At 58.3% G+C, this 21,956-nt stretch carries 17 protein-coding genes and 2 tRNA genes; 6 read left to right on the top strand and 13 right to left on the bottom strand.

Translation table 11 applies throughout. The features are described from left to right. From DD236_RS09640 to tig, 7 genes are all read right to left on the bottom strand, one after another. A complete protein-coding gene (locus DD236_RS09640) occupies window positions 1–1,857 on the bottom strand; it encodes a hypothetical protein (protein ID WP_133246092.1) in 1,857 nt (618 codons plus the stop codon). Window positions 1,858–2,036: 179 nt separating this feature from the next. Then, the gene (locus DD236_RS09635) at window positions 2,037–2,330 is read right to left on the bottom strand and encodes a lactococcin 972 family bacteriocin (protein ID WP_207785788.1); all 294 of its coding nucleotides are present in this window, start codon (window positions 2,328–2,330) and stop codon (window positions 2,037–2,039) included. 570 nt (window positions 2,331–2,900) lie between these two features. After that, window positions 2,901–3,221, bottom strand: a complete 321-nt coding sequence (locus tag DD236_RS09625) for a chorismate mutase (protein ID WP_109094184.1) — start codon at window positions 3,219–3,221, stop codon at window positions 2,901–2,903. A gap of 13 nt (window positions 3,222–3,234) precedes the next feature. After that, window positions 3,235–4,500 (bottom strand): ATP-dependent Clp protease ATP-binding subunit ClpX, encoded by a 1,266-nt coding sequence (gene clpX, locus DD236_RS09620; protein ID WP_109094183.1) that lies wholly within the window; start codon window positions 4,498–4,500, stop codon window positions 3,235–3,237. A 116-nt stretch (window positions 4,501–4,616) separates the two neighbouring features. Beyond that, window positions 4,617–5,261, bottom strand: a complete 645-nt coding sequence (locus tag DD236_RS09615; protein WP_109094346.1) for an ATP-dependent Clp protease proteolytic subunit — start codon at window positions 5,259–5,261, stop codon at window positions 4,617–4,619. 30 nt (window positions 5,262–5,291) lie between these two features. Further along, the gene (locus tag DD236_RS09610; RefSeq protein WP_109094182.1) at window positions 5,292–5,909 is read right to left on the bottom strand and encodes an ATP-dependent Clp protease proteolytic subunit; all 618 of its coding nucleotides are present in this window, start codon (window positions 5,907–5,909) and stop codon (window positions 5,292–5,294) included. A 195-nt stretch (window positions 5,910–6,104) separates the two neighbouring features. After that, window positions 6,105–7,622, bottom strand: a complete 1,518-nt coding sequence (tig, locus tag DD236_RS09605) for a trigger factor (RefSeq protein WP_109094181.1) — start codon at window positions 7,620–7,622, stop codon at window positions 6,105–6,107. Between the two features lie 297 nt (window positions 7,623–7,919). On the opposite strand from tig, the gene DD236_RS09600 reads away from it, so the two are divergent. Both DD236_RS09600 and DD236_RS09595 read left to right on the top strand, forming a co-directional pair. After that, window positions 7,920–9,650, top strand: coding sequence for an ABC transporter ATP-binding protein (locus DD236_RS09600; RefSeq protein WP_109094180.1), 1,731 nt, complete (start codon window positions 7,920–7,922; stop codon window positions 9,648–9,650). Continuing rightward, a complete protein-coding gene (locus tag DD236_RS09595; RefSeq protein WP_109094179.1) occupies window positions 9,647–11,620 on the top strand; it encodes an ABC transporter ATP-binding protein in 1,974 nt (657 codons plus the stop codon). Before DD236_RS09600 ends, DD236_RS09595 begins: the two co-directional genes overlap by 4 nt. 19 nt (window positions 11,621–11,639) lie before the next feature. Here DD236_RS09595 and DD236_RS09590 read toward each other — a convergent pair whose 3' ends face one another. After that, window positions 11,640–12,491: a DMT family transporter gene (locus tag DD236_RS09590; RefSeq protein WP_109094178.1), complete on the bottom strand. Its 852-nt coding sequence runs from the start codon at window positions 12,489–12,491 to the stop codon at window positions 11,640–11,642. A 41-nt stretch (window positions 12,492–12,532) separates the two neighbouring features. Next, window positions 12,533–12,606, bottom strand: a tRNA-Gly gene (locus DD236_RS09585). A gap of 137 nt (window positions 12,607–12,743) precedes the next feature. On the opposite strand from DD236_RS09585, the gene DD236_RS09580 reads away from it, so the two are divergent. Beyond that, window positions 12,744–12,816: transfer RNA gene (locus DD236_RS09580), tRNA-Pro, on the top strand. A 130-nt stretch (window positions 12,817–12,946) separates the two neighbouring features. Here the strand turns inward: DD236_RS09580 and DD236_RS09575 are convergent. Together DD236_RS09575 and DD236_RS09570 are read right to left on the bottom strand one after the other, a co-directional pair. After that, window positions 12,947–14,449 carry an HNH endonuclease gene (locus tag DD236_RS09575; RefSeq protein WP_165819888.1) on the bottom strand — a complete coding sequence of 501 codons (1,503 nt, stop codon included), beginning with the start codon at window positions 14,447–14,449 and terminating at the stop codon, window positions 12,947–12,949. A gap of 282 nt (window positions 14,450–14,731) precedes the next feature. Further along, window positions 14,732–15,469, bottom strand: a complete 738-nt coding sequence (locus tag DD236_RS09570; RefSeq protein ID WP_109094176.1) for a FadR/GntR family transcriptional regulator — start codon at window positions 15,467–15,469, stop codon at window positions 14,732–14,734. Between the two features lie 202 nt (window positions 15,470–15,671). Here DD236_RS09570 and gndA point away from each other — a divergent pair, with 202 nt between their 5' ends. From gndA to DD236_RS09555, 3 genes are all read left to right on the top strand, one after another. Continuing rightward, a complete protein-coding gene (gene gndA, locus DD236_RS09565; RefSeq protein WP_165819887.1) occupies window positions 15,672–17,093 on the top strand; it encodes an NADP-dependent phosphogluconate dehydrogenase in 1,422 nt (473 codons plus the stop codon). A gap of 93 nt (window positions 17,094–17,186) precedes the next feature. After that, window positions 17,187–17,723, top strand: a complete 537-nt coding sequence (locus tag DD236_RS09560) for a gluconokinase (protein ID WP_109094174.1) — start codon at window positions 17,187–17,189, stop codon at window positions 17,721–17,723. An 8-nt stretch (window positions 17,724–17,731) separates the two neighbouring features. Then, window positions 17,732–19,066 carry a GntP family permease gene (locus DD236_RS09555; RefSeq protein ID WP_109094173.1) on the top strand — a complete coding sequence of 445 codons (1,335 nt, stop codon included), beginning with the start codon at window positions 17,732–17,734 and terminating at the stop codon, window positions 19,064–19,066. A 307-nt stretch (window positions 19,067–19,373) separates the two neighbouring features. On the opposite strand, the gene DD236_RS09550 is transcribed toward DD236_RS09555, so the two are convergent. Together DD236_RS09550 and rpmF are read right to left on the bottom strand one after the other, a co-directional pair. Next, the gene (locus tag DD236_RS09550; protein WP_109094172.1) at window positions 19,374–21,626 is read right to left on the bottom strand and encodes a hotdog family protein; all 2,253 of its coding nucleotides are present in this window, start codon (window positions 21,624–21,626) and stop codon (window positions 19,374–19,376) included. A gap of 89 nt (window positions 21,627–21,715) precedes the next feature. Next, window positions 21,716–21,880, bottom strand: a complete 165-nt coding sequence (rpmF, locus tag DD236_RS09545) for a 50S ribosomal protein L32 (protein WP_109094171.1) — start codon at window positions 21,878–21,880, stop codon at window positions 21,716–21,718. Window positions 21,881–21,956: the final 76 nt, after the last annotated feature.

Genomic DNA, 21,956 nt, shown 5'->3' with positions numbered 1-21,956 from the left:
TTAATCTTCCCGGTGAATGACGGCGGTCCATGCGGATTTTTGAGCCGCCACGTGGACACCGATGGATAATGGAATATAGAGGAGCACGATGATCCCGGCGGTGATGACAACCTGTATAGGCGCAAGATCGTACATTGCGAAGGAAAGCCAGCCGGCGAAAGTTGCTGCAGCCACGACAATCCCAATATCGGACGTGACGCGCCAACGTTGAATATGGCGGAATGGTGCTCCACTACTGTGACGAATAAAGATCCGCCGCCTATTCTGCTCACTCCACAGGAGGGCGCCTTGCGTAAGGTTAATGAGCAGCGCCGCCACGGCCAAGACGATGGACACACTTCCGATACGGGCCTCGTCATCGTACTTCTGCGCCGTATCGAGTATCTGGTCTGCAACGTTATCGATGGAACCGATGTATTGCGCCGTATCAGTGTTATCAATCAGTTCCCGGAGCACAGAGGCATCGGTGAATACAATCTGGCCGTTGGAGACCAAGGCGTCAAGGACTCCATCGACGGCGAATGCCTGCGAGAGGTCATCGACCATAACAATGAGCGGATGATCGGCGTGCACCGCATTTCCCCGGTCGGCCTGCGAGCCGATCACAGGAAGCGGTTCTGAGGAAGCTGAAAGGGTGTACCAGCTTGAATTCTCCTCGACAGAGTCTTCCGTACGTTCCCACACCTGAAGATTATCCTCGACCTCCCCAGCTAGACCGTCAGCCACTGAGTGCCGTTCAACCGGTTCTAGTTCGATGTCTTGCTTCCATAAGTCCACGAACTCACGGTTTGTAACGATCACATGATCAAATTCCGAAGACTCGACCTCCACCATATCCGCCATCTGATCGAGGCTGAGCGACATCGCCGCGATGCCTTTACTCTCCGCTCCCTTCACGAGCTCGTCGAAGCGCGCTAGGTAGGTTTCATCCCCGGAAAGAGTAGCTTCAGACGAAACCACCATAATACGCACTACGGAGCTGGCATCTTCCCATGTTGATGCTTCCGAATGCGCCTGCCTAGCCGTCTGCGTGTAAAACAGGGCAAAGGGAATAGACACGAGGGCAACCGCTACAGAAGCCACGCGCAAAACAACTCCGATTCGGGACACTGAACGCCAGGGCGTCTCCCTCGATGCAGCAAGCGCTACCCGTGGCCGCGTGACAAGCGAAAGAACGGCGAAGATACAGAACATCAGGAGCATGACTGCCGCAAGCAATGCGAGTGACCACGCGCCTACAATCGGCACGCGCCCCACCCCCATGACCACCGCAACACCAACGAGTGCTACGAGCCACCCAACGAGGCACCACGCGATTGCCGTCCGAACAAGCACCCACAGGTCGAGAGTATGTATCCGCCACGGGGCCACGCCGCCCTGCAACCGGATGTTTCGGGAGTGCCCGCGAGAATAGAACCACATGGTACTGACAGAGATAAATAGGATTAGCACGCTCGCTACGGCAAGTCCTGAGCCAGAGCCGTTGATTGTGGCCATAAGCGCTGCCCGTGACGATTGCTGATTGTGGTCCTGCAGAGACAAGCCAACGTTATCCGCCCATTGGTAAAAGGCTTTCACATCTGGCGCTTCTGCTTTCATGACGTAATATCCGTCAAGCGGCCGGTCACCTAGTTCGCTTACTGGGTAGACTTCACCTTGGACATTCGGATCGAACCAGAGATAGCTACCTGTCTTTGGCTTCCGATCGCCAAACCAAAATAGGTTCTTGACTACCTGTTGCTCGGAAGAATCCGAGGAAACCTTCGCAAGTACCACGTCATGATCTACTGCGAATGCATTGAGGCCGTCAATGAGGTTGGCCTTTGTGAGTTCCGAGTCGTGTGTATCTATGGTCAATCCGTTATTTGTGTCCGCAGGAAAGGCCGATTGGCTCTCCTGAATCGATCCGACTGCAAGAACACAAACACATACGGACAATAGAGCAGAAACCACCCGTACAACCGTTCTTAACACAAGACTTCCAATCCACAAGGGTGGCCGCCCTCATTGACGGCTACAAGAAGGTACTCTCAGGCTTAATAGAGCCGGTAGTGATATCTATATCCGGTCCAAGCAGCCCCTTGTTTTTCAGCAATAGACTTCTTGCCTGCCGCTGTCTTAATTGACTTCGCCTGTACGTTCCCATTTCGAGTGATCGAAGAACCATGGGACTTATCCACGGTGTAGTACGAGAAAGCTATACCAACACCCTTCTTTCCATATTCCCAAGTACCACCTTCAGCTGGATACTGCACCGCTGCGAGAGCAGATCCTCCTGCACCGAGACTCAATACGACCGCCATTACCGCGGCCCTGATCCTATTTTTCATTTGGATTACCCCTCTGTAATAGCGTCAGTATCGCAGTCTTGAGATACTGGAGCCTCTGCTAAACGCCAGCGAGTCAGCTTCAAGCTCCATTTCACTGTATACCCGGGGGGTGCGATTCAACCGAAATATCGAATTAACGTTACAGCTATTGCCACGCGTTTGACCCGGGAGGCAGCATGTTGTAGCCCTGTCACTGCGGCGAACGATCATGCGCACTGCCGTAGCGAACAGCGCCGCAGTTGCTACCGCCTGAACGGAGCTCGTGACAGCGTTATCCAAGTCCATGAGTACTTGTATCTTTAATGGAGCGTACGAATCGGGCGCGTCGCCAAAGTCCGCGACGGCGAACGGGTAGAGCGCCATAACGAACGCTTGCCCACGGGCCTGCCGCGCCACACACCACGAGGTACATCGGCATAAAGTACAGCAAACCGATAAAGATCATCCATCCGCCCGAGCTTCCCAGAAAAAGATGGCCGAACGGCACCCAGACAGCACCTAGCATCAGGAGGCCGGAAAGGTTTCCAATCGCCTTGCTGAAGTCTGAGAGGTCTCGTCCCGAATCGTAGCCTATTGATCGCCTTCAGAAAGATCAGCGGCAATTTCCTCATGGTGCTGGATAACCTCAGCAACAATGAATTTAAGGAACTTTTCGGCGAACACGGGGTCTAGTCCCGCCTCAGCTGCTAGCTCTCGCAGCCGATTGATCTGGCGCTCTTCCCGAGCGGGGTCCGATGCCGGCAAGCCTCGTTCTGCCTTGAGTACTCCTACCCGCTGGGTACACCGGAAGCGCTCCGCCAAGATATGGATCAATGCGGCGTCAAGGTTATCGATCGTTTGGCGATACGCGTCTAGTTCAGCGGGGATGTCTGGCTGGTTTGCCTCTGGCATACAAACTCCTTCACTAAGCGCTTTGGCCCGCCTTCTTCTTTGACCGGAGAACGAGCTTTGGCTCGGCGCCCGAAGTCACGCATCCATCTTCGAACACGACTTCTTGGACGTCACTACGTGATGGTAGCTCGAACATCTGCTCACTGAGCACCCGTTCCAGAATGGAGCGCAAGCCGCGCGCGCCGGTGCCACGGGACATGGCCTCTGCGGCCATCTCGCGCAGGGCGTCCTCGGTGAACGTGAGCTTTACTCCGTCCAGCTCGAACATGCGCTCGTACTGCTTAACCAGCGCGTTGCGTGGCTGCGTGAGGATGCGAACCAGATCGTCTTCGGACAGGGCGTCAACCGTAGCCAGTACGGGTAAGCGGCCCACCAGCTCGGGAATTAGGCCGAACTTGTGCAAATCATCGGGGTTGACCTCGCTAAGCACTTCCTCATCGCTGCCTTGAAGCTCGGCGCCGAAGCCAATCCCGCGGCGCCCCGCACGCGAGGAGATAATCTCTTCAAGGCCGGCGAACGCACCAGCACAAATGAAGAGAATATTGGAGGTATCTATCTGGACGAACTCCTGCTGAGGGTGCTTGCGCCCGCCCTGGGGAGGCACCGAGGCGACCGTACCCTCAATAATCTTGAGAAGCGCCTGCTGAACACCTTCACCCGACACATCGCGAGTGATGGAAGGGTTCTCGGACTTACGGGTGATCTTATCGATCTCATCTACATAGATGATGCCCATCTCCGCACGCTTGATGTCATCATCAGCGGCTTGAATAAGTTTGAGAAGGATATTCTCTACGTCCTCCCCCACGTATCCTGCCTCTGTCAGCGCGGTGGCGTCCGCAATGGCAAACGGAACGTCGAGCATCTTGGCAAGGGACTGAGCAAGGTACGTTTTGCCGGTTCCGGTGGGGCCGAGGAGGAGGATGTTCGCCTTGCCGATCTGCACGTCCTCTTCGGTGTGACGCTGGGGACGGGACTGGGCGCGAATACGCTTGTAGTGGTTGTACACGGCCACAGCGAGGGTTCGCTTAGCGGCGTTCTGCCCCACCACGTACTCATCGAGGAACGAGTAGATTTCCGTAGGCTTGGGCAGCGAATCCAGCGAAAACGCAGAAGCCTGTTCTTCTTGGAGCTCCTCCGCAATGATCTCATTGCAGAGCTCAACACATTCCGTACAGATGTAGACACCAGAGCCCGTAATGAGCTTACGGACTTGGCGCTGGCTCTTCTGACAGAACGAGCACTTGAGCATATCGGCTGCATCGGCCGTACGCGGCATAAGAACTCCTCGGGTGCGTGTTACTAAACCAGCTTCTATTTCACACCATCACGGCCCCGACGTCACGCCCCCACGCCCAAGTCACCTTAGGCGTGGGGGGCGGCAGACTAACCTATTTAGGCCTGCGGTTGAATCTTGCGGGAAACAAGCACCTGATCTACAAGGCCATATTCCTTTGCGGCCTCCGCGGTCAGGATCTTATCGCGCTGAATATCAGCGGCGATCTGCTCAGATGTCTTCCTACCACCAGTGTGGAACGCCAAGGTATCGCACAGCCATGTGGTCATGCGGTCCAGTTCATCGGCCACGATGGCAATATCCGACGCCTGTCCCTGCATACCTTCCATGGCGGGCTGATGGATCAGCACGCGTGCATTCGGAAGCGCGAGCCGGCGTCCGGGCGAACCCGCAGCCAGCAGCACGGCAGCAGCAGAAGCCGCCTGGCCCAAGCACACCGTCTGGATCTCGGGCTTGATGTACTGCATCGTGTCGTAAATCGCCGTCAGCGCGGTGAACGAGCCACCGGGCGAATTGATATACATGGTGATGGGCGAATCGGGGTCCTGAGACTCCAACACGAGCAGCTGCGCCATGACATCGTCCGCTGACGCGTCATCAACCTGAACACCCAGGAAAATAATGCGGTCCTCGAACAGCTTGGCGTAAGGATCCTGACGCTTATAGCCGTATGGCGTGCGCTCCTCAAAGTTTGGGAGAACGTAGCGCGAGGACGGCATCTGGCCAGCAGTTCCCTCTGGCATTGTTGAATTAAGACTCATGTTCATCTGCGCTTACTCCTCTGACGATCCGAGATTGAGCGACGAGGCATTCGCAATGATGCTATCCACGAAGCCGTAATCGAGCGCCTCCTGAGCCGTGAACCAACGGTCACGATCGGAATCGGTAATAATCTGCTCCACGGTTTTACCCGTATTTGCGGCCGTAATAGCGGATAGCTCTTGTTTCATACCAAGAATGAGATCCGCATTGATGCGGATATCGATAGCCGTTCCACCAGCGCCTCCGGCGGGCTGATGCATCAGGACGCGGGTGTGCGGCGTCAAGAAGCGCTTGCCCTTGGCACCCGAGCTCAGCAAGAACTGGCCCATGGACGCGCACATTCCCATGCCCACTGTGACCACATCGGGGCCAACGTACTGCATGGTGTCATAAATCGCCATACCCGCGGTTACTGAACCGCCGGGAGAGTTGATGTATAGGAAAATATCCTTCTCGGGATCCTCTGCGGCCAGCAGCATCAGCTGCGCACAGATGACGTTCGCATTATCGTCACGAACCTCGGATCCGAGCCAAATGATTCGCTCCTTGAGGAGCCGGTTATAAACGGCATCGCCCAGGCCCAAGCCTGTGTCTTTGCCGTCTCCTGCCAATTGTGGCGTGGTGCTCACTAGGTGTCCTTCCTCATCCGGAATCTTCCGGGTTGCTCCGAGGCAACCCCCGGACTTTTACACCCAAAACCATATCGCTTGGTACGCCCGCTTTCACGGCTCAGGGCCCTGTTTTCGCTTTGGGCACGAAGCAACACTCTTGGGGACGAAAATGGGGCCCCGCGGTTTCGCGGAGCCCCACCTTCAACTACCTTGCTAGCTGAGCTTGGCAATAACGCTCTTGCGAGCCTTACCGGCCTTCTCAGCCTCGAGGATGCGAGCGCGCTCGGCGTCATCCACGCTGGAAGCGTAAGCCAGTACCTCGTCCACCTTGGCGGTAGAAGGATCGAACAGCTCGGTGCTCTCGGCGGCGGGCTCCTCGGCCTCAGTGGTCTGAGCGGTGGGAGCAGCAGCTTTTGCAGGCTGAGCCGCGAAGTCCGGCACTTCCTCGCCTTCGGCGGCTTCGCCAACAACGTCGGTCACGTTCAACTCGTTACCATCGCTGTCTACAACCTTGGCCAGACGCAGCGCGGAAATCAGGGCCTTGCCGCGAGTGAGCTCACCAGCGAAGGCGCCGATTTGGTTCGTCTGGGCAGCAGCCTGAATGAACTGGTTCGGATCCATGCCGTAGTTCTGGGCCTGCTCCATCATGAAGGAGAACAGCTCGTTCTGATCGGGCTGAGTCTTGAACATTTCGGAGAGCTTATCCAGCATCATCTGGTCGCGCAGCGCGGATTCAATATCGCCACGGATCTCTTCGGCGTGGGGATCGTCAGATTCCTTGCCCTCCTGCTCAAGATGGTTAGCAACTTCCTGCTCAACAACCGAGGCCGGGATCGGGAAGTCTGCGCCATCGCGAAGAGTCTCAAGGAGCTGGTCGCGGGCGGCGTACACCTGATTGGTCTGCTTGTCCTTGGCAACCTGCTCGTGCAGATCGTCCTTGAGCTCGTCAATCGTGTCAAACTCGGAGGCGAGCTGAGCGAAATCATCGTCAGCTTCGGGGAGCTCCTGCTCCTGAACGGCTTCGACGGTGACGGTCACGTCACCGTCTTCGCCCTCATGCTCGCCACCGGCGATCTTTGAGGTGAAGGAGGTGGTTTCGCCAGCAGAAAGGCCAACGAGTGCCTCATCAATGCCGTCCAGCATCGTGCCGGAGCCGATCTGGTAAGAAACGCCGGAAACCGAATCGATCTCTTCACCGTCAACCTCGGCGGTCATATCGATGGTCACGAAGTCGCCATCAGCGGCGGCGCGCTCCACGTCCTTCAGGGTTCCGAAGCGCTCACGCAGGGAGGTGAGGCGCTCCTCGGTATCCTCATCGGTCACTGCTACCGAATCAACGGTCAGCGTGATGCCAGCCGGATCTGGGATCACGATCTCGGGACGAACATCCACGGTCACCGCGAACACGAGATCGGATTCGTCACCACGATCAACGGGAACGGCGGTGACGTCAACCTCGGGCTGAGACATAGGCACAAGTTCATTCTCGCGGACAGCTTCAGAATAGTAGCCATCGAGCGAGTTGTTGACGGCATCTTCCACGATCGCGCCACGGCCAAACTGTGCCTCAAGAACACGGGTTGGAACATGGCCCTTACGGAAGCCAGGAATGTTGACCTGCTTGCCGATTTCCTTTGCGGAACGCTCGATAGCAGGCTTGAACTCCTCGAACGGCACCTCAATGGTCACCTTGACCTTGGTGGGCTCGAGAATCTCGACGGAGCTCTTCACAGGGTTTCTCCACTCAGTTGAGAAGGGGTGGCTAGCCACCCGGACGTATTCGGGGGATGCCAAAGACATCCATTTTTCGCGGGCGCCGCACACTGGGTGCGCGCATACCGGTTAATCTTACGCCAGTTCGTGGGCCCACTGCGATTCGAATATGCGAGAGAGCGCACACATCTGGCGGGTTAGTGTCCGTCGTCGTCGTTAAACCGACTATAACCCAACTCACAATTTTGGGCTGCTGACAAGGGACCTACGGCCGTGTACTCTTTCTTCTCGCCCCTTCGAGCCCTGAGGATTTCTATGCTCTGGACCCTAGTCCGAAAATACACGAAACCCTATCTTCGTCTCATTGCGTTGGCCGTTGTTCTGCAACTGGCCTCTACTCTGGCCACCCTGTACCTGCCCAGCCTCAACGCCCGCATCATCGATGAAGGCGTTGTCCAGGGCGATACGGCCTTTATCTGGCGGGTTGGCGGCCTCATGCTTGCCGTTGCCTTCGGGCAGGTGGTCAGCGCAGTGCTTGCCGTATGGTGCGGCTCGCGCGTTGCCATGGCGGCCGGGCGCGATATACGCACCGGCGTTTACCAGCGAGTCGATTCCTTCTCCGCAAACGATGTTTCTCGATTCGGGGCAGCAACCCTCATCACGCGCGGCACGAACGATGTTCAGCAGGTCCAACTCATTATTCTTATGGGCCTGAACTTCATGGTTATGGTTCCCATCATGTCCATCGGTGGGATCATCATGGCAGTACAGGAGGATCCGGGGCTTTCGTGGCTGGTGTGGGTATCAGTTCCGGTACTCCTCATCATTGTTGGGCTACTGGTGCGCCTCCTGATGCCGCTGTTCACGCGGATGCAGGGCAACATCGATTCGATCAACGGAGTGATGCGCGAGCAGATCATGGGGATCCGCGTTGTTCGTGCTTTCGTGCGGGAAGACCACGAGACTGGGCGTTTTACTGACGCCAACGCTATCCTCACTGATACGTCCGTGCGGATTGGGCGTCTATTCATCCTCATGGGCCCCATCATCACGATGGTCCTTCATCTCGCGACGGCCGCCGTACTTTGGTTCGGCGGGCACCGGGTAGATCAGGGCCTCGTGCAGGTAGGCTCTCTTACCGCTTTCATGCAGTACCTTCTGCAGATCCTCGTAGCCGTCATGATGGGCACGTTCATGTTCATGATGTTCCCCCGCGCGGTCGTGTGCGCGCGCCGCATCGGCGACGTGTTAGATACGTCCAGCTCGATGATGGAGCCAGAAGAGCCCGTGGAGCTGGAAGCTCCTCGCGGGGAGGTGGAGTTCCGCGGAGTTTCCTACGCGTATCCGGGCGCCGAAGTTCCCGTTCTGGATACATTGAGCTTCACGGTGGAAGCCGGAACCACCACCGCCATCATTGGGGCCACCGGTTCCGGCAAGTCCACTCTGGTAAACCTCCTCCCGAGATTGCAAGATGCCACGTCCGGAGAGGTGATTATTGACGGCGCACCTGTGACAGCGCTGAGCAGGACCACCATCACCGAGTCCGTAGGATTCGTTCCCCAGCGTCCGTACTTGTTCTCCGGCACCGTGCGATCAAATCTCCATTTTGGAGCACCTGATGCCACCGACGAAGAGATGTGGCGCGCTCTCGAGACGGCGCAGGCCGCAGACTTCGTTCGTGAGCAGGGCGGCCTCAACTACTCTATCTCTCAGGGCGGCACCAACGTTTCCGGAGGCCAGCGCCAACGCCTGTGTATTGCCCGTGCGCTCGTGAGCCGGCCACGCGTTTATGTTTTCGACGATTCTTTCTCTGCTCTAGACGTTGCAACCGATGCCCGCCTAAGGGCGGCACTGCCTAACTACACCGAGGGCGCCACCATGATTATCGTGGCCCAGAGGGTCTCCACCATCACAAACGCGGACCAGATTCTGGTGCTGGAGAACGGCGCGATCGCCGCCCGCGGCACCCACGAACAGCTTCTAACATCCTCCACCACCTATCAGGAAATCGTGAATTCCCAGCTCAGCGAGGAGAACGCCGTATGAAGCCCTCCCCTTCCGACTCCGAATCTCTGTCCCTGAGCGAGACCGAAATCGACGAGCTCTCCCAGAACGTCACCGATTTCGAAGGGGGCCCGCCGCGCAAAGCCAAGGCATTCTGGCCGTCGGCCATCCGCCTGTTCAAGACGTTTGGGGCACACCCGGTCGGTATGTCGTTCGTCTTTGTGATGATTCTGATCGCGGTCGTGTTCAACGTGTGGGCTCCCAACATTCTAGGCGACGCCATGAACGTCATCTTTGGTGGCGTTGTCTCGTCCCAGATGCCGGAAGGCGCAACTGCCACCCAAGTAATTGAAGGCCTGCGAGCTTCTGGCCAAGACCAAATCGCTGACATGCTCTCTGGCATGGACTTCGTACCCGGAGCTGGCATTGCCTTCGGTGACCTGGCCCGGCTCATCGGAATCGTGCTGGGAATGTACGTGATTGCCCAGCTGTTCATGTGGCTTCAGGGCCGCCTCCTCAATGACATCGTTATGAAGATCGTGTACCAGCTCCGCCAGGACATTGAGCGCAAGGTCAACCACCTCCCGCTCAAGTACTTCGATAAGCGGCAACGGGGAGACATCCTCTCGCGCACCACGAACGATGTGGACAACGTTCAAGCCGCACTGCAGCAGGCATTCACGAGTTTGGTGTACTGCGTGCTCACCGTGATCGGCATCGTCGCGATGATGTTCTATCTGTCGTGGCAGATGGCTCTCATCGCACTGATCGCACTGCCACTCTCTGGGTTGGTTGTAGGAATCGTCGGAACGAAATCGCAGAAACTGTTCGCGGACCAGTGGCGTCACACCGGCCGCCTGAATGGCACCATCGAGGAATCCTTCACTGGACACGAGATCATCACCGCCTTCGGCCGCCAAGAACTCATGGGTGAGCAGTTCGGCGAACGCAATGAGGCGCTCTATGAGGCATCCTTCAAGGCGCAATTCTACTCCGGCATGATCATGCCGATCATGCAGTGGGTCAACCAACTCGGCTACGTGGGGATCGCAGTTGTTGGCGCCCTTCGGGTGGCCTCCGGAACGATGACACTTGGCGCTGTGACGGCGTTCATCCAGTACTCGCGGGAGTTCAATCAGCCCTTGGGCGAGGTTGCATCGATGGCGAACATGCTCATTTCCGGGGTTGCTTCAGCCGAGCGCATTTTCGAGCTACTGGATGCCGAGGAAGAAGAACCCGATCCCCAGAACGCCTCCACGCTCACTACCCCCGTTCGTGGAAAGGTCGAGTTCAGGGACGTCGATTTCGCCTATTCCCCTGACCAGCCGCTTATTGAAAACCTCTCGCTCAAGGCGTTACCCGGTCAAACTATCGCGATCGTTGGCCCCACGGGCGCGGGCAAAACCACTCTTGTCAACCTCCTCATGCGCTTCTACGAAGTAAATAGTGGAGCCATCTTCATCGATGACGTGGATACCCAGACCGTCCGCCGTTCCGTCTTGCGCAGCCAGATTGGCATGGTTCTCCAGGATGCAGTTCTTTTTGAAGGCACCATTATGGAAAACATCCGCTACGGACGTTTGGACGCTACCGACGACGACGTACTCGCCGCCTCCCGCGCCACCTACGTTGATCGGTTCGTGCGTTCGCTGCCTGATGGTTATCAGACAATCATAAGCGATGAGGCATCCAACATCTCCGCCGGTGAGCGACAGCTAGTCACCATCGCCCGCGCATTCTTGGCGGAGCCTGCACTACTCATCCTCGACGAGGCAACGTCTTCTGTAGACACCCGCACCGAGGTGTTGGTCCAGGAAGCGATGGCGGCACTGCGTGCAGAACGTACCTCGTTCGTTATTGCCCATCGCCTTTCCACAATTCGTGATGCCCACACAATCCTCGTCATGGAGGAAGGCAGCATCGTGGAGCAGGGCAATCACGAGCAACTCATGGAGAGTCAGGGTGCTTATTACCGCCTCTTCATGTCACAGTTCGCTGGCACTGCCGAATGAGCGTTCGCTTGTGCGTAAGTTAGGCGACTGCGATCAGTGCGATACCCGTAGCAACCACTCCCGCACCCACGATGCGGCGTAACGGATTGGGCTCCTTGTAGATCCACCAGGCGAGCAGCGCTCCAAACACGATCGAGGTCTCCCTCACCGGCGCCACCACAGAGACCGGCGAGGACTGCAGGACAAACAGCACCGTGACGTATGCGAGCGGAGACAAGATCCCAGCAATCACCACTTCCCGGCGGTCCAGCAACCAAGTGCTCGTGAACTTCTGACGCCTACGGATTACTCCGGGCGCCATCAAGATCGACTGGGCAATACATGCGCAGCCGTAATAAAGGAGTGGTGGATTGGCTAATGCGGATACCGAGTAGTCATCCCACAGTGTGTAACTGGCAATTGCCACACCTGTTGCTACGCCGTAGATCAAGCCAGTGGCTGATCCGCGCTGGATTAGGTCAGCGCCCGTCACCACGATTATTCCGGCAATGATCACGAGGCCGCCAATCAGTGCCAAGTTATCGGGGCGGTCCCCCAGAATCGTGACAGCAATAATCACAGTTAGGAGAGGCCCGGTTCCTCGGGCGACGGGATATACCACGCCTAGGTCTGCCTTCGAGTAGCCGGTTTGGAGCAGCATCGAGTAGAAGATGTGGATGATTCCCGAAACGGCCGCGGCCACAAGTAGCCTGCGCACGTCAACGCCATCTGCACCAACAATTAGACCGAGCGGCAAACACATGACTCCAGCCAGAGTGAAGTACATCCAGACGAAGATTGTTGGCTCGCCCTTTGAATTCTTTGCGGCCATATTCCACACCGCATGGCTCAGTGCAGCAAACAGCACGAGTACCAAAGCGATTGGAGACATATGAAGAGGCTACTGGAAATCCGGAAACCTATTGGGGAAAGTGGAGCGAATGACGGGAATCGAACCCGCGTAATCTGCTTGGAAGGCAGAGGCTCTACCATTGAGCTACATTCGCGTGCCCGAATAGTTTAACAGTTTGCCGCGCGAGCACGCACCTTGAGCAAGTGTGATCTAACCCCATGCCAAAATGACGGCTCGCGAGGTGCGGGCCCAGTAAATTTGTCCTAGTATGAGCTAGTCCCTCTGGGACAACGGGGTATGGCGCAGTTGGTAGCGCGCCCGCTTTGGGAGCGGGAGGCCGTGGGTTCAAGTCCCGCTACCCCGACGAAATCTGAGCGAAGAGAGCATCGATGCTCTCTTCCGAAGATGAGGATGGGGCTGAAGGCGCGAAGCGCTAAACACCCCGTCCGACGAGAACGTCCGATGATTTTTCTTCGAGACGTTCGTAAACCTCTCTAATTCCTTCTTGTCAGACTTGGCACTATGGGTGGTGCTTGGCTTTGGTAGGTGTGGCCTGTGGGTGTGGTGATGTTTCGGGTGCTGGTGTTGGTGGGGGTGTGGTGCCAGCCGGGGTTTTCTTTGGTGTAGTTACAGCGGGCGCAGAGCCCGGTCCCGTTGCCAGCGCTTGTGTGGCCGCCTTTGGCGAACGGGTGGGCGTGGTCTAAATGGGCGATGGGTGCGTTACACCATGGGGTCCGGCACTGCTGATCACGCAGAACCAACGCCCGACGGATCGCCCCGGTGAATTCGCGTTTCCGGGTGTCGATCTTCGTGATGTCGCCGGTGACCGGATCGGTCAACACTCGCCGTAGAAACACCCTAGCTGGGCTCTGGTGATCATGGACCGGGTCAAGCATGTCCCGCGCGAGTGCTGCAGGGATGGGACCATAGCCGGGCATCCACGCGGCAGTAAACACATCCTCGGCGTGCCGACCCGTATTATCAATGACCGGAGAGACGGAAGCAGTATGCCCCGGAGTCTGAACTGTGCTGGTGGTGCCGAGCAATGTTTCGTCAGTCATGACCAACTGGACTTCGATGTTGACTGCCTCAGCATGGGCTTGCCCCGTCAGGCGCTGGACGAGCAGGTCGGCTTCGAGCTGGGCCGGGCCAGCCTGCACGGTCTCCTCGCTGAAGGCCATAGAGGTGGCCGCCTCGTGGAGGGCTTTCTTACAAGCAAAAGCCTGCCCTAACGGTAGTAGGGCGGTCAGGTAGGCCATCCCCGACGGTGCCGGACGTATGCTCACCGCCCGAGCAGACTTAGCCAGAGCGTGGGCTTTCATATAAGCCACTGGGTCGGCCTGCTGGGCTACGGCCCGGACCTCACCGGCCAGACGGCGCGAGCCGGTCTTTCCGTAGCGGGGTGCCATATGCCGATCGATCGCGGTTTTGCCTGCCGGGTCCAGGTGGCTGGTTTCTTTGACCACCAGCCCCACCGTGTACTCCGACAGTCGCCCGTCGCACAGTGCTTCTAACGCGTGGGGCATGTCGGTGGTGAGAGTGTGGGCGGTGCGGACCGCTGCGGATCCTTGCTGGGGTGAAACCCTCCTAGCGAGTCCGATCTCGCTGCCGATGCCTCTAGCTCGCTGTTCCAGCTTGATACCAGCATCTGCCTCGGCCTGGTCACGACGATGGCGAAACTCCTCGGTCGCCACCACCTGGGCTGCGGCGGCGGCGCTTTTAATGTCCTCCAGGAGGCGGATCTGATCAATACAGGCCGCCTCGCTACCAGCAGCCAGCTGCCCGCGCAGCAAGTCCCGTACGATCTGCAGGACCCGCACGGCCCCGTCGGCGTCTTGGGAAACAGTCGTGGTGAGCACGGCGGCTGATTCGCCTACCCAGTCGATATCGTGTGCTGCGTAATCTTCTTCGGAGGGTGGTGCGGGGTGGTGCTCGGCCCACGCTTCAGGGACCCACGCATCCGATTCACGGGCCGTATCCTCAACCGCTGTCACCACGCCCACCCCCTCGTGCCTACCAAGAAACTGTCACATGTCCGAATGATTGTTCTACCCCTAGTTTACCGAACGACCATTCGAAACACAATGCCTAAACACACCCAAACGTTATTAAAGGTGATTGGGAGATAAGAAACCGTCGTCGTTATAAAACGGTAGAACACCACCAGAAGCAGCCCTAAGAAATAGCTAAAGCTCGGCCCCAGAAAGATCGGCAGCGCGCGAGTCCTCGACGCCAAGCGCCTCGACAACACGTGCGGAAATGTCCAGAGGCTCAGGCTGTTAGTCGGCTGACCTTGCGCCACTCCTCGGCTGTGCCAACTCAGCCTCACTGAAAGCCTCATGAACTTCGCGTAGCACGCCTTCCATAGCGCGGCGCGCACCTTCGGGATTTCCTTCAAACACGGCTTCCGCTACCGCTTGGTGGCCATCAAGCGCCTGAGGCTTTGGCTGAGCAGGCATTAGTCCGAGTTCAGTGCGCCCCTGAAGCACCACCGCAACTAGGTCCGCCAGTGCCGCAAACATCTCATTCCCGGAGGACCGTAGGAGAAGGGTATGAAACTCGATGTCATAGCCGAGGAATTCATCCAAGAGCCCCGCCTCACCAGTACGTCGCATTTCGGAGGCCAGTGGTAGAAGGCGCGCCCGGGTGTGAACGGAAGCGAAGCGCGCAGTGCCCTCGGCCGCCTGAGGTTCGACGGCAAGCCTTAGCTGCGTGAGCGAATAGATCTGAGCCTCGCGATCCGTGGAATGCAGCCTCCAGTCAATGAGCTGGGCATCTAGCACATTCCACGATTCCATTCCCTGAGCAGTGAGTCCAAGCCGGCGGCGAGTTTGGACGAGACCAAGAGCCTCAAGCTGGCGAGAAGCCTCACGCGCCACGGTTCGCGACACACCAAACCGACTCTGGATTTCTTCAAGTGTTCGAGAAGTTCCGGTCTCCCACTCGCCATCAATAATTTCGACGCCGAGCTTCTGCGAAATGTCGTGATGGAGCAGATTCCCCGCTTCGTTTGCCATGGTATGAAACTCCTGAATCCCTGCGACGATAGTCCTCTAAGCATACCGTCCGAAAGTTAGGTCATACACTTTGTGTAATTAAGACTCTCTTTTTATATACAAAGCTTCTCATATACGCTAGGGTCGCCGTAAGGAAAGCAGTGGAGCTCAAATTGGAAGGTCGACGATGATCACTTCACGTAGCACTACAGAACCAACAATCATGGAATGTCCCATCGGCGTAGTTGGCACGGGCGTGATGGGAGCAAGCCTTGCTCGCAACCTCGAACGCAATTTGAAACAACCTATCGCGATATTTGACCTCAATCAGGAAAAGGTTGATGTACTTCTAGCTCAACACCCCGAGGCAGATCTTCGCGGCTTCTCGGAGGTCGGCGAGTTCGTGGGATCTCTCAAACATCCACAGGTCGTCCTTCTGATGGTCCCCGCAGGAAAGCCCGTTGAAGCGGCGCTTGCCTCACTGTGTGCGGAACTCGAACCGGGTGCCATGGTGATCGACGGTGGCAACACACATTACATCGAGACCGAAAAACACATCGCCTACGCCGCCCAGCACGGCATCAAGTTCATCGGGATGGGCGTTTCCGGCGGCGAACAAGGTGCCCTCTGGGGGCCTTCGCTTATGCTCGGCGGCGATCCTAGCGTCTGGGAAGCACTCAAACCACTCCTCGAACCCATAGCAGCGAAAGCGGAAGACGGCCAGCCTTGCGTGACTCTCGTGGGGTCGGGCGCATCTGGCCACTTCACCAAAATGGTCCATAACGGAATCGAATATGCAGATATCGAGCTGATCTCGGAGGCCTACACGCTGCTGCGTTCCGCCGGTCTCACAACCAAAGAAGTGGCCACGGAGCTCTCCTCATGGAACCAAGGGAAGAACCGCTCCTTCCTCTTAGAGTCAGCGGTGGAAGTGCTCTCGGTCAAGGACCCCACCCACGAGGGTTCTCTGGTGGACCACATTCTCGATCAAGCTAAAGGAAAAGGAACCGGCGCATGGACCGTCATGGCCGGAGCGGATTACGGGGTTGCCGTTAGCATCATCGGAGCATCAACGTTCGTCCGCTCAGCTTCATCCGCGGTACGTGAGCGGGAGGCATGGCTCCACCCAGAAGGGGAACAAACTCCCAGACTCAACGTCTCCCCCACAACTATCCGCGATGCATACTTCACGGCTAGGCTCATCGCCTACCAGCAGGGGATGTCACTCCTTGCGGCGGCTTCCGCCGAGAACAACTGGGGAATCAATCTAGCGGACATTAGCAGAATTTGGCGGGCCGGCTGCATTATCCGGGCGGGTTTCTTGGGAGATATCTCCGCGATATACGAGAATGATCCTGAAAGCGCTTCCTTCACGGCAACCGAGCCGTTCCGTGGGCAAGTGATTGCTGGCATGCACTCACTACGCCAGACAGTGGCAGGCGCAAGCCTCGCGGCCATTCCGATTCCAGCTCTGGCCACTTCGCTCAACCACCAAACACTGCTCGAAACCCCACGCCTCTCCACCGCGCTAGTCCAGCTACTCCGAGACTACTTCGGAGCGCACACCTTCGAACGCACAGACGCCGCAGGCAGCTTCCATATTGTCTGGGAAGATGACCGCCAACAAATCCAAACCTCCAGCTAGAGGACGATCGTCCGAACCAAGGTTAGGAACTACCCCAAAATCACCAAGAAGATTACAAAACAACTTCCATTCACTGGACTAGGAAGGTCGAAGATGACTACCACACATTTGATCGTGATGGGCGTGGCGGGCTGCGGAAAGTCCACAATCGCCCAAGAGATCGCCGATCGGCTCGGCTGGAGCCTCGCCGAAGGCGACGAACTCCATCCACAAGCCAACATCGACAAGATGAGCGCTGGCACGCCCCTGACAGACGAGGACCGGTGGCCCTGGCTGGATCTGATAGTCGATTGGACAAAAACGCAAGCAGAACAGGGGCAATCTACCGTAGTGACTTGCTCGGCCCTGCGCCGCTCCTACCGGGACCGCCTCTCAGCAGCCCCCGGAAAGACCTATTTCGTCCATCTGGCCGGCACGAAGGAACTCCTTACCGCCCGGATGAACGCCCGCAAGGGGCACTTCATGCCACCCGCGCTCCTCGATTCTCAGCTGGACACCCTCGAACAACTAGAGACGGACGAACTTGGCGTCGTCGTCGATATTGACGCGGACGTGGACACCATCGTTGCCGTCGCACTTTCCGAACTGGAAAAGCTCGGCGCTATCAACCAAACAACAACAACCAACTAGGAGAACTCATGACGGGACAATTAGTCCTTGCCGCACTTGCCGGCATTGCGACAATCGTTATCCTGATCGTTTGGGTCAAAATACATCCCTTCCTCGCACTGATGGCCGGATCGGGCGTCATGGCGATTGCGGCAGGCGTGAACTACGTAGACCTTTTCGCTAGCTTCACAACGGGTGTGGGCAACACGATTTCCGGTACGGGCCTTCTCATCGTGCTCGGATCGATCATCGGCACCCTCATGGTCGGATCCGGTGGCGCAGATGCTATCGTTGACACGATCCTCGATAAGACACCGGTCAAACGACTGCCTTGGGCTATGGCGCTCATCGCGTTCGTGATCGGCATCCCGCTCTTCTTTGAGGTGGGCGTGGTTATCCTCATCCCCGTGGTGATGTTCGCGGCCCGCCGCGCCAAGCAACCCGCCATCCTCGTGGGAATCCCAGCACTAGCGGGCCTCTCGGTTCTGCATGCCCTCGTGCCGCCCCACCCCGGTCCACTAATCGCGATTGACAGCCTTGGCGCCAACCTTGGTATGACGCTCGGCTTCGGCCTCATCATCGCTATCCCCACCGTGATCCTCTCCGGTCCGCTTCTGGCCAAGCCCATGGCTAGGTGGGTTCCTGTGCGAGCGAACGAGGATTTCCTCGGAGCCAAGGGAGCCAAGGAAGGCGCCAAGCGCCCAAACTTCGGTGTTTCGATCTTCGTGATTCTCCTGCCCGTTTTGCTCATGCTTGCCCGCACCATCATTGAGGTGGGCGGCTGGGAAGGATCCGCCTTTGGCAAAGCCATCGTATTCGTTGGAACGCCACTTATTGCTCTAACGATCACCGCTGTTGTGGCGATGTTCGCCTTCGGATACACGATCGGTAAGTCCCGCGACGAAGTCAATGATCTAGTCGGTTCCTCCTTCGGACCCATCGCTGGCATCCTCCTCATCGTTGCCGCAGGTGGCGGCTTCAAGGAGACGCTCGTTGATTCAGGTATCGCGGACGTTATCGCTGACACACTCGTCTCGTGGGATCTTCCAGTCCTCATCGCTGGTTGGCTCGTGGCGGTGTTCATCCGCCTCGCAACGGGATCGGCCACGGTGGCCACCATTACCGCCAGCGGCATTATGGCACCCATCGCCGCCGGACTCCCGGCCACAGAAACCGCTCTGTTGGTGCTCGCAATCGGGTCCGGTTCGGTGTTCTTCAGCCATGTTAACGATGCCGGCTTCTGGCTGGTTAAGGAGTACTTCGGCATGACGGTTGGCCAAACGATCAAGACTTGGTCACTGATGGAAACGGCTGTCTCCGTATTCGGCCTAGCCTTCGTGATGGTGGCAGACATCTTCATATAAGACTGGGCGGATGCCGCCTGCGCTGCTATGTGGCCGTGCGGCATCCGCTCCTTCTTTCCCCATGCCGCCGAGTCCAAATGCGGCACGTGTACCTTTTACGGCGTGGTGGAATACAAGAGCATATGCGCCGCCCCGTTATTTCCGACGACGACGAATCCTCCCTCTCTTTTATCTCCGCTCCCACGTTTGTTGCTGACTGCGGCTGGGACGCGATCTCTTCGGACGCTGGAGGATCTTGTGGCTGCCTAAGGATTGGGCGGCTGTTACCAAGCTCGCTCAAGAGTGTCAGGTACTGGCTCCTTCGAACTCATAGAAGTCGCTTGATGCCAGAGGCGATGCCGCCTCCGGCTCCCAGCGCCACAGCCAGCTCCATGAGCCCGTTGGGCTCGTAGGGGCTGGAGAAGAAGCCACAATCAATGGCCTTATCAGTTAGGAAAGTATTGGAGTGCTGCGCGGCCTCGGGATGGTGAACGTCCCACAGAAGGAGCGCAGCCATCAGGGTGGCAGAGGTATCCGCGGCAAGGGGCGGCATCCCTAGTTGCTCTAGGCCTGCATAGGCGGTCTTCAGCGTCCTGTTGCTCGTGACGGACCGGGTGAGGGACATCGGGCCAACGTTGAATGAGACGTCACGTCCGGCCTCCCACTCGACGGTTGCTCGCCACCTTCCGATTCTCTTCGCCGCGGCATAATTCGGGCCCTGCACATCAACGAATCCGGGGTACACGCCCCCGATCCGGCCAGGACGCACGCGCCGAACGGCAGCAAACCCCGAGACGGTCTTGGCAAGTGCTCCACTACCCAACACAGCCCGCGGCTCCCCCTCCAGCCGGTACGCATCGGTGGGGCTCCCGATCCAGGCCAGCATCGTGTCTGAACGCACCTCGCACACGAGCCGCTCTACGACGTCGGCCCCAGCGGCCGCCAACAAAAAGGCTGAACCGGGGGCGTACAACGAATCAACGGTCACCAGCCGCCCAGGTAGCTCAGCGATCCAGCCGGCCACCCTCTCGGGCGCGTCCACAACATCGCTCGCCCCCTCGGGAGAAAGGTAGAGCCTCCCAGTACCTTTTTGGGCCGCGCCCAAAAGACCGGCCCTCCGCTTGGAGCTTGGCCGTACCACGGCCGCGACGTCACAGCCCCACTGAAGGAGCTGGCGGGCAGGCGAAAGTTCGGCCCCCGCGCCAAGACACACGAAGGTGATCCCTTCGGCCCGGAGTAGGGCCGGATTGGCGATCACATCACTCAGCGCGGTATATGCGCCCGGCTGCAGCATGCCGTCCTTGTGCCACTGGTGCAGCCTGTCCGAAAACGGCAATCCTGTGGTGGCGCCACCGGCGCCAGCGCCCACCACAACGCCGCCGCCATCCCCACCGGGATCCTTGATGACGGCCTCGGAGAGCGTCCGGCCATCGGCGAAATGCACGATAGAGCCGAGCGCCTCCAAGCCCGCCTCGGCACAGTCATGCCCACGCTCCGGCGCATCAAACCAGCTCATCTCCTCCATGGCATCGCGGTAGTGCTTTCGCCACGGCACGGAGCTCTCAACCTTCTCTCGCAGGCGCGGCAGGCCCACGGATGCCCCGGCACACATCCCCTGGCACACGGCCGTGCTGCTTGACCGGCCGTCGCGTCGGGGTAGCACGATCGCCCCACCAGTGTCCTGCTGACCGGCCGATCCACGCCCTCCCGAATACCGCAAATGAACCAGATCCCGCCCGGTTCCCGAGTCAATCACGGCGAAATTCTCATCATCCATGGCCACGAGTTCAAGAGCAGCGGGCAAGAGCACCGGGGCGCGGAACGCGGCTGCACCACGGCAGGGTTCGGCCCCAGTAAGCCCAAGCTCGCAGGCCGCCCACGCGTCAACAGCCGCACCGTGGAGGATCACAGAGCGATAGCCGAAAGCTCGCGCGCTCACCTTTGACACGTGAATCGGGTTAATGTCTCCGGTGGCGTGAGCCCATTTCTTGCTAATCTGCGGGCCAAACCTTCCCACCGCGAGCGCATGGCGCTGCCCAATTTCAAGGTGCCCGGTACGTCCTACTCCAAAATCCTCGCGGAGGCGGGGAGCGCTGCGAGCTAGCTCGGGCGCCGCCCCGGCAGCCCCCAGCTCACCCTTACCCGACTTATCCAGATAGTTCGTACATTCCGTGTAGCAGACGATGCCCTCGCGTGAGAGCGTGCATTCGACCGTGACGGTGGCGCCCGAACGGTCGCGTCCCACCGCCGCAACTCGGGCCTTTAGTATCAGCTCGCCCGGCCCCACCGGCGCATCCAAACTCCACGCTTGGCTGGTCACCACTGTCCCGAGAGGCTGGACTGGCAGCCGAGGGTCCGCAAGCAACTCGAGGCTCACCGGGAAACACAGGGCATGGAGGAGTGCGGGTGAGAGCCATTCTCCAGAAGCCGCGCCAAAAACGCCAGCAATCTCACCGCGTAGCTCTCTCGAGGCATTGACCGTCCGGGTCAGCTCAGGCAAGTCCCCCGCCGGCATTCCGCCCCGCCGAACCACCTTTGTGGCAGAGCTACCGATGACTTTTCCGAGTTCTGTGAGTTTCATGCCGCCTCCTTGTACCTTCCCCAAGGATAGCGCCCACGCGAAAGAACCCGGCCACCTTTCAGGTAACCGGGTTCTTTCTGAACGTTTAACTAGTCCGCGAGCAAGCCATTCTTGTAAGCCTTAGCGAGCTTACGGGGAATGCGCACTTCGCGGCCCTGAACGCGGACGGTCTGGAGGTTAGGAACCTCAGCCTTCCACTGGGAACGGCGAGAGCGGGTATTGCTGCGGGACATCTTGAACTTAGGTACTGCCATGATGCCGCTCCTCTCGATTCTCTGACTGCCCGGTAGCAGCCATCTGTCTAACCGCATTGCCTGAGGCAATACGCAC

The sequence above is a fragment of the Ancrocorticia populi genome (assembly GCF_003123745.1).
GTDB lineage: Bacteria > Actinomycetota > Actinomycetes > Actinomycetales > Actinomycetaceae > Ancrocorticia > Ancrocorticia populi.
Note: the sequence above shows the minus strand (reverse complement) of the source record. Positions and strands in the feature narration are given on the sequence as shown.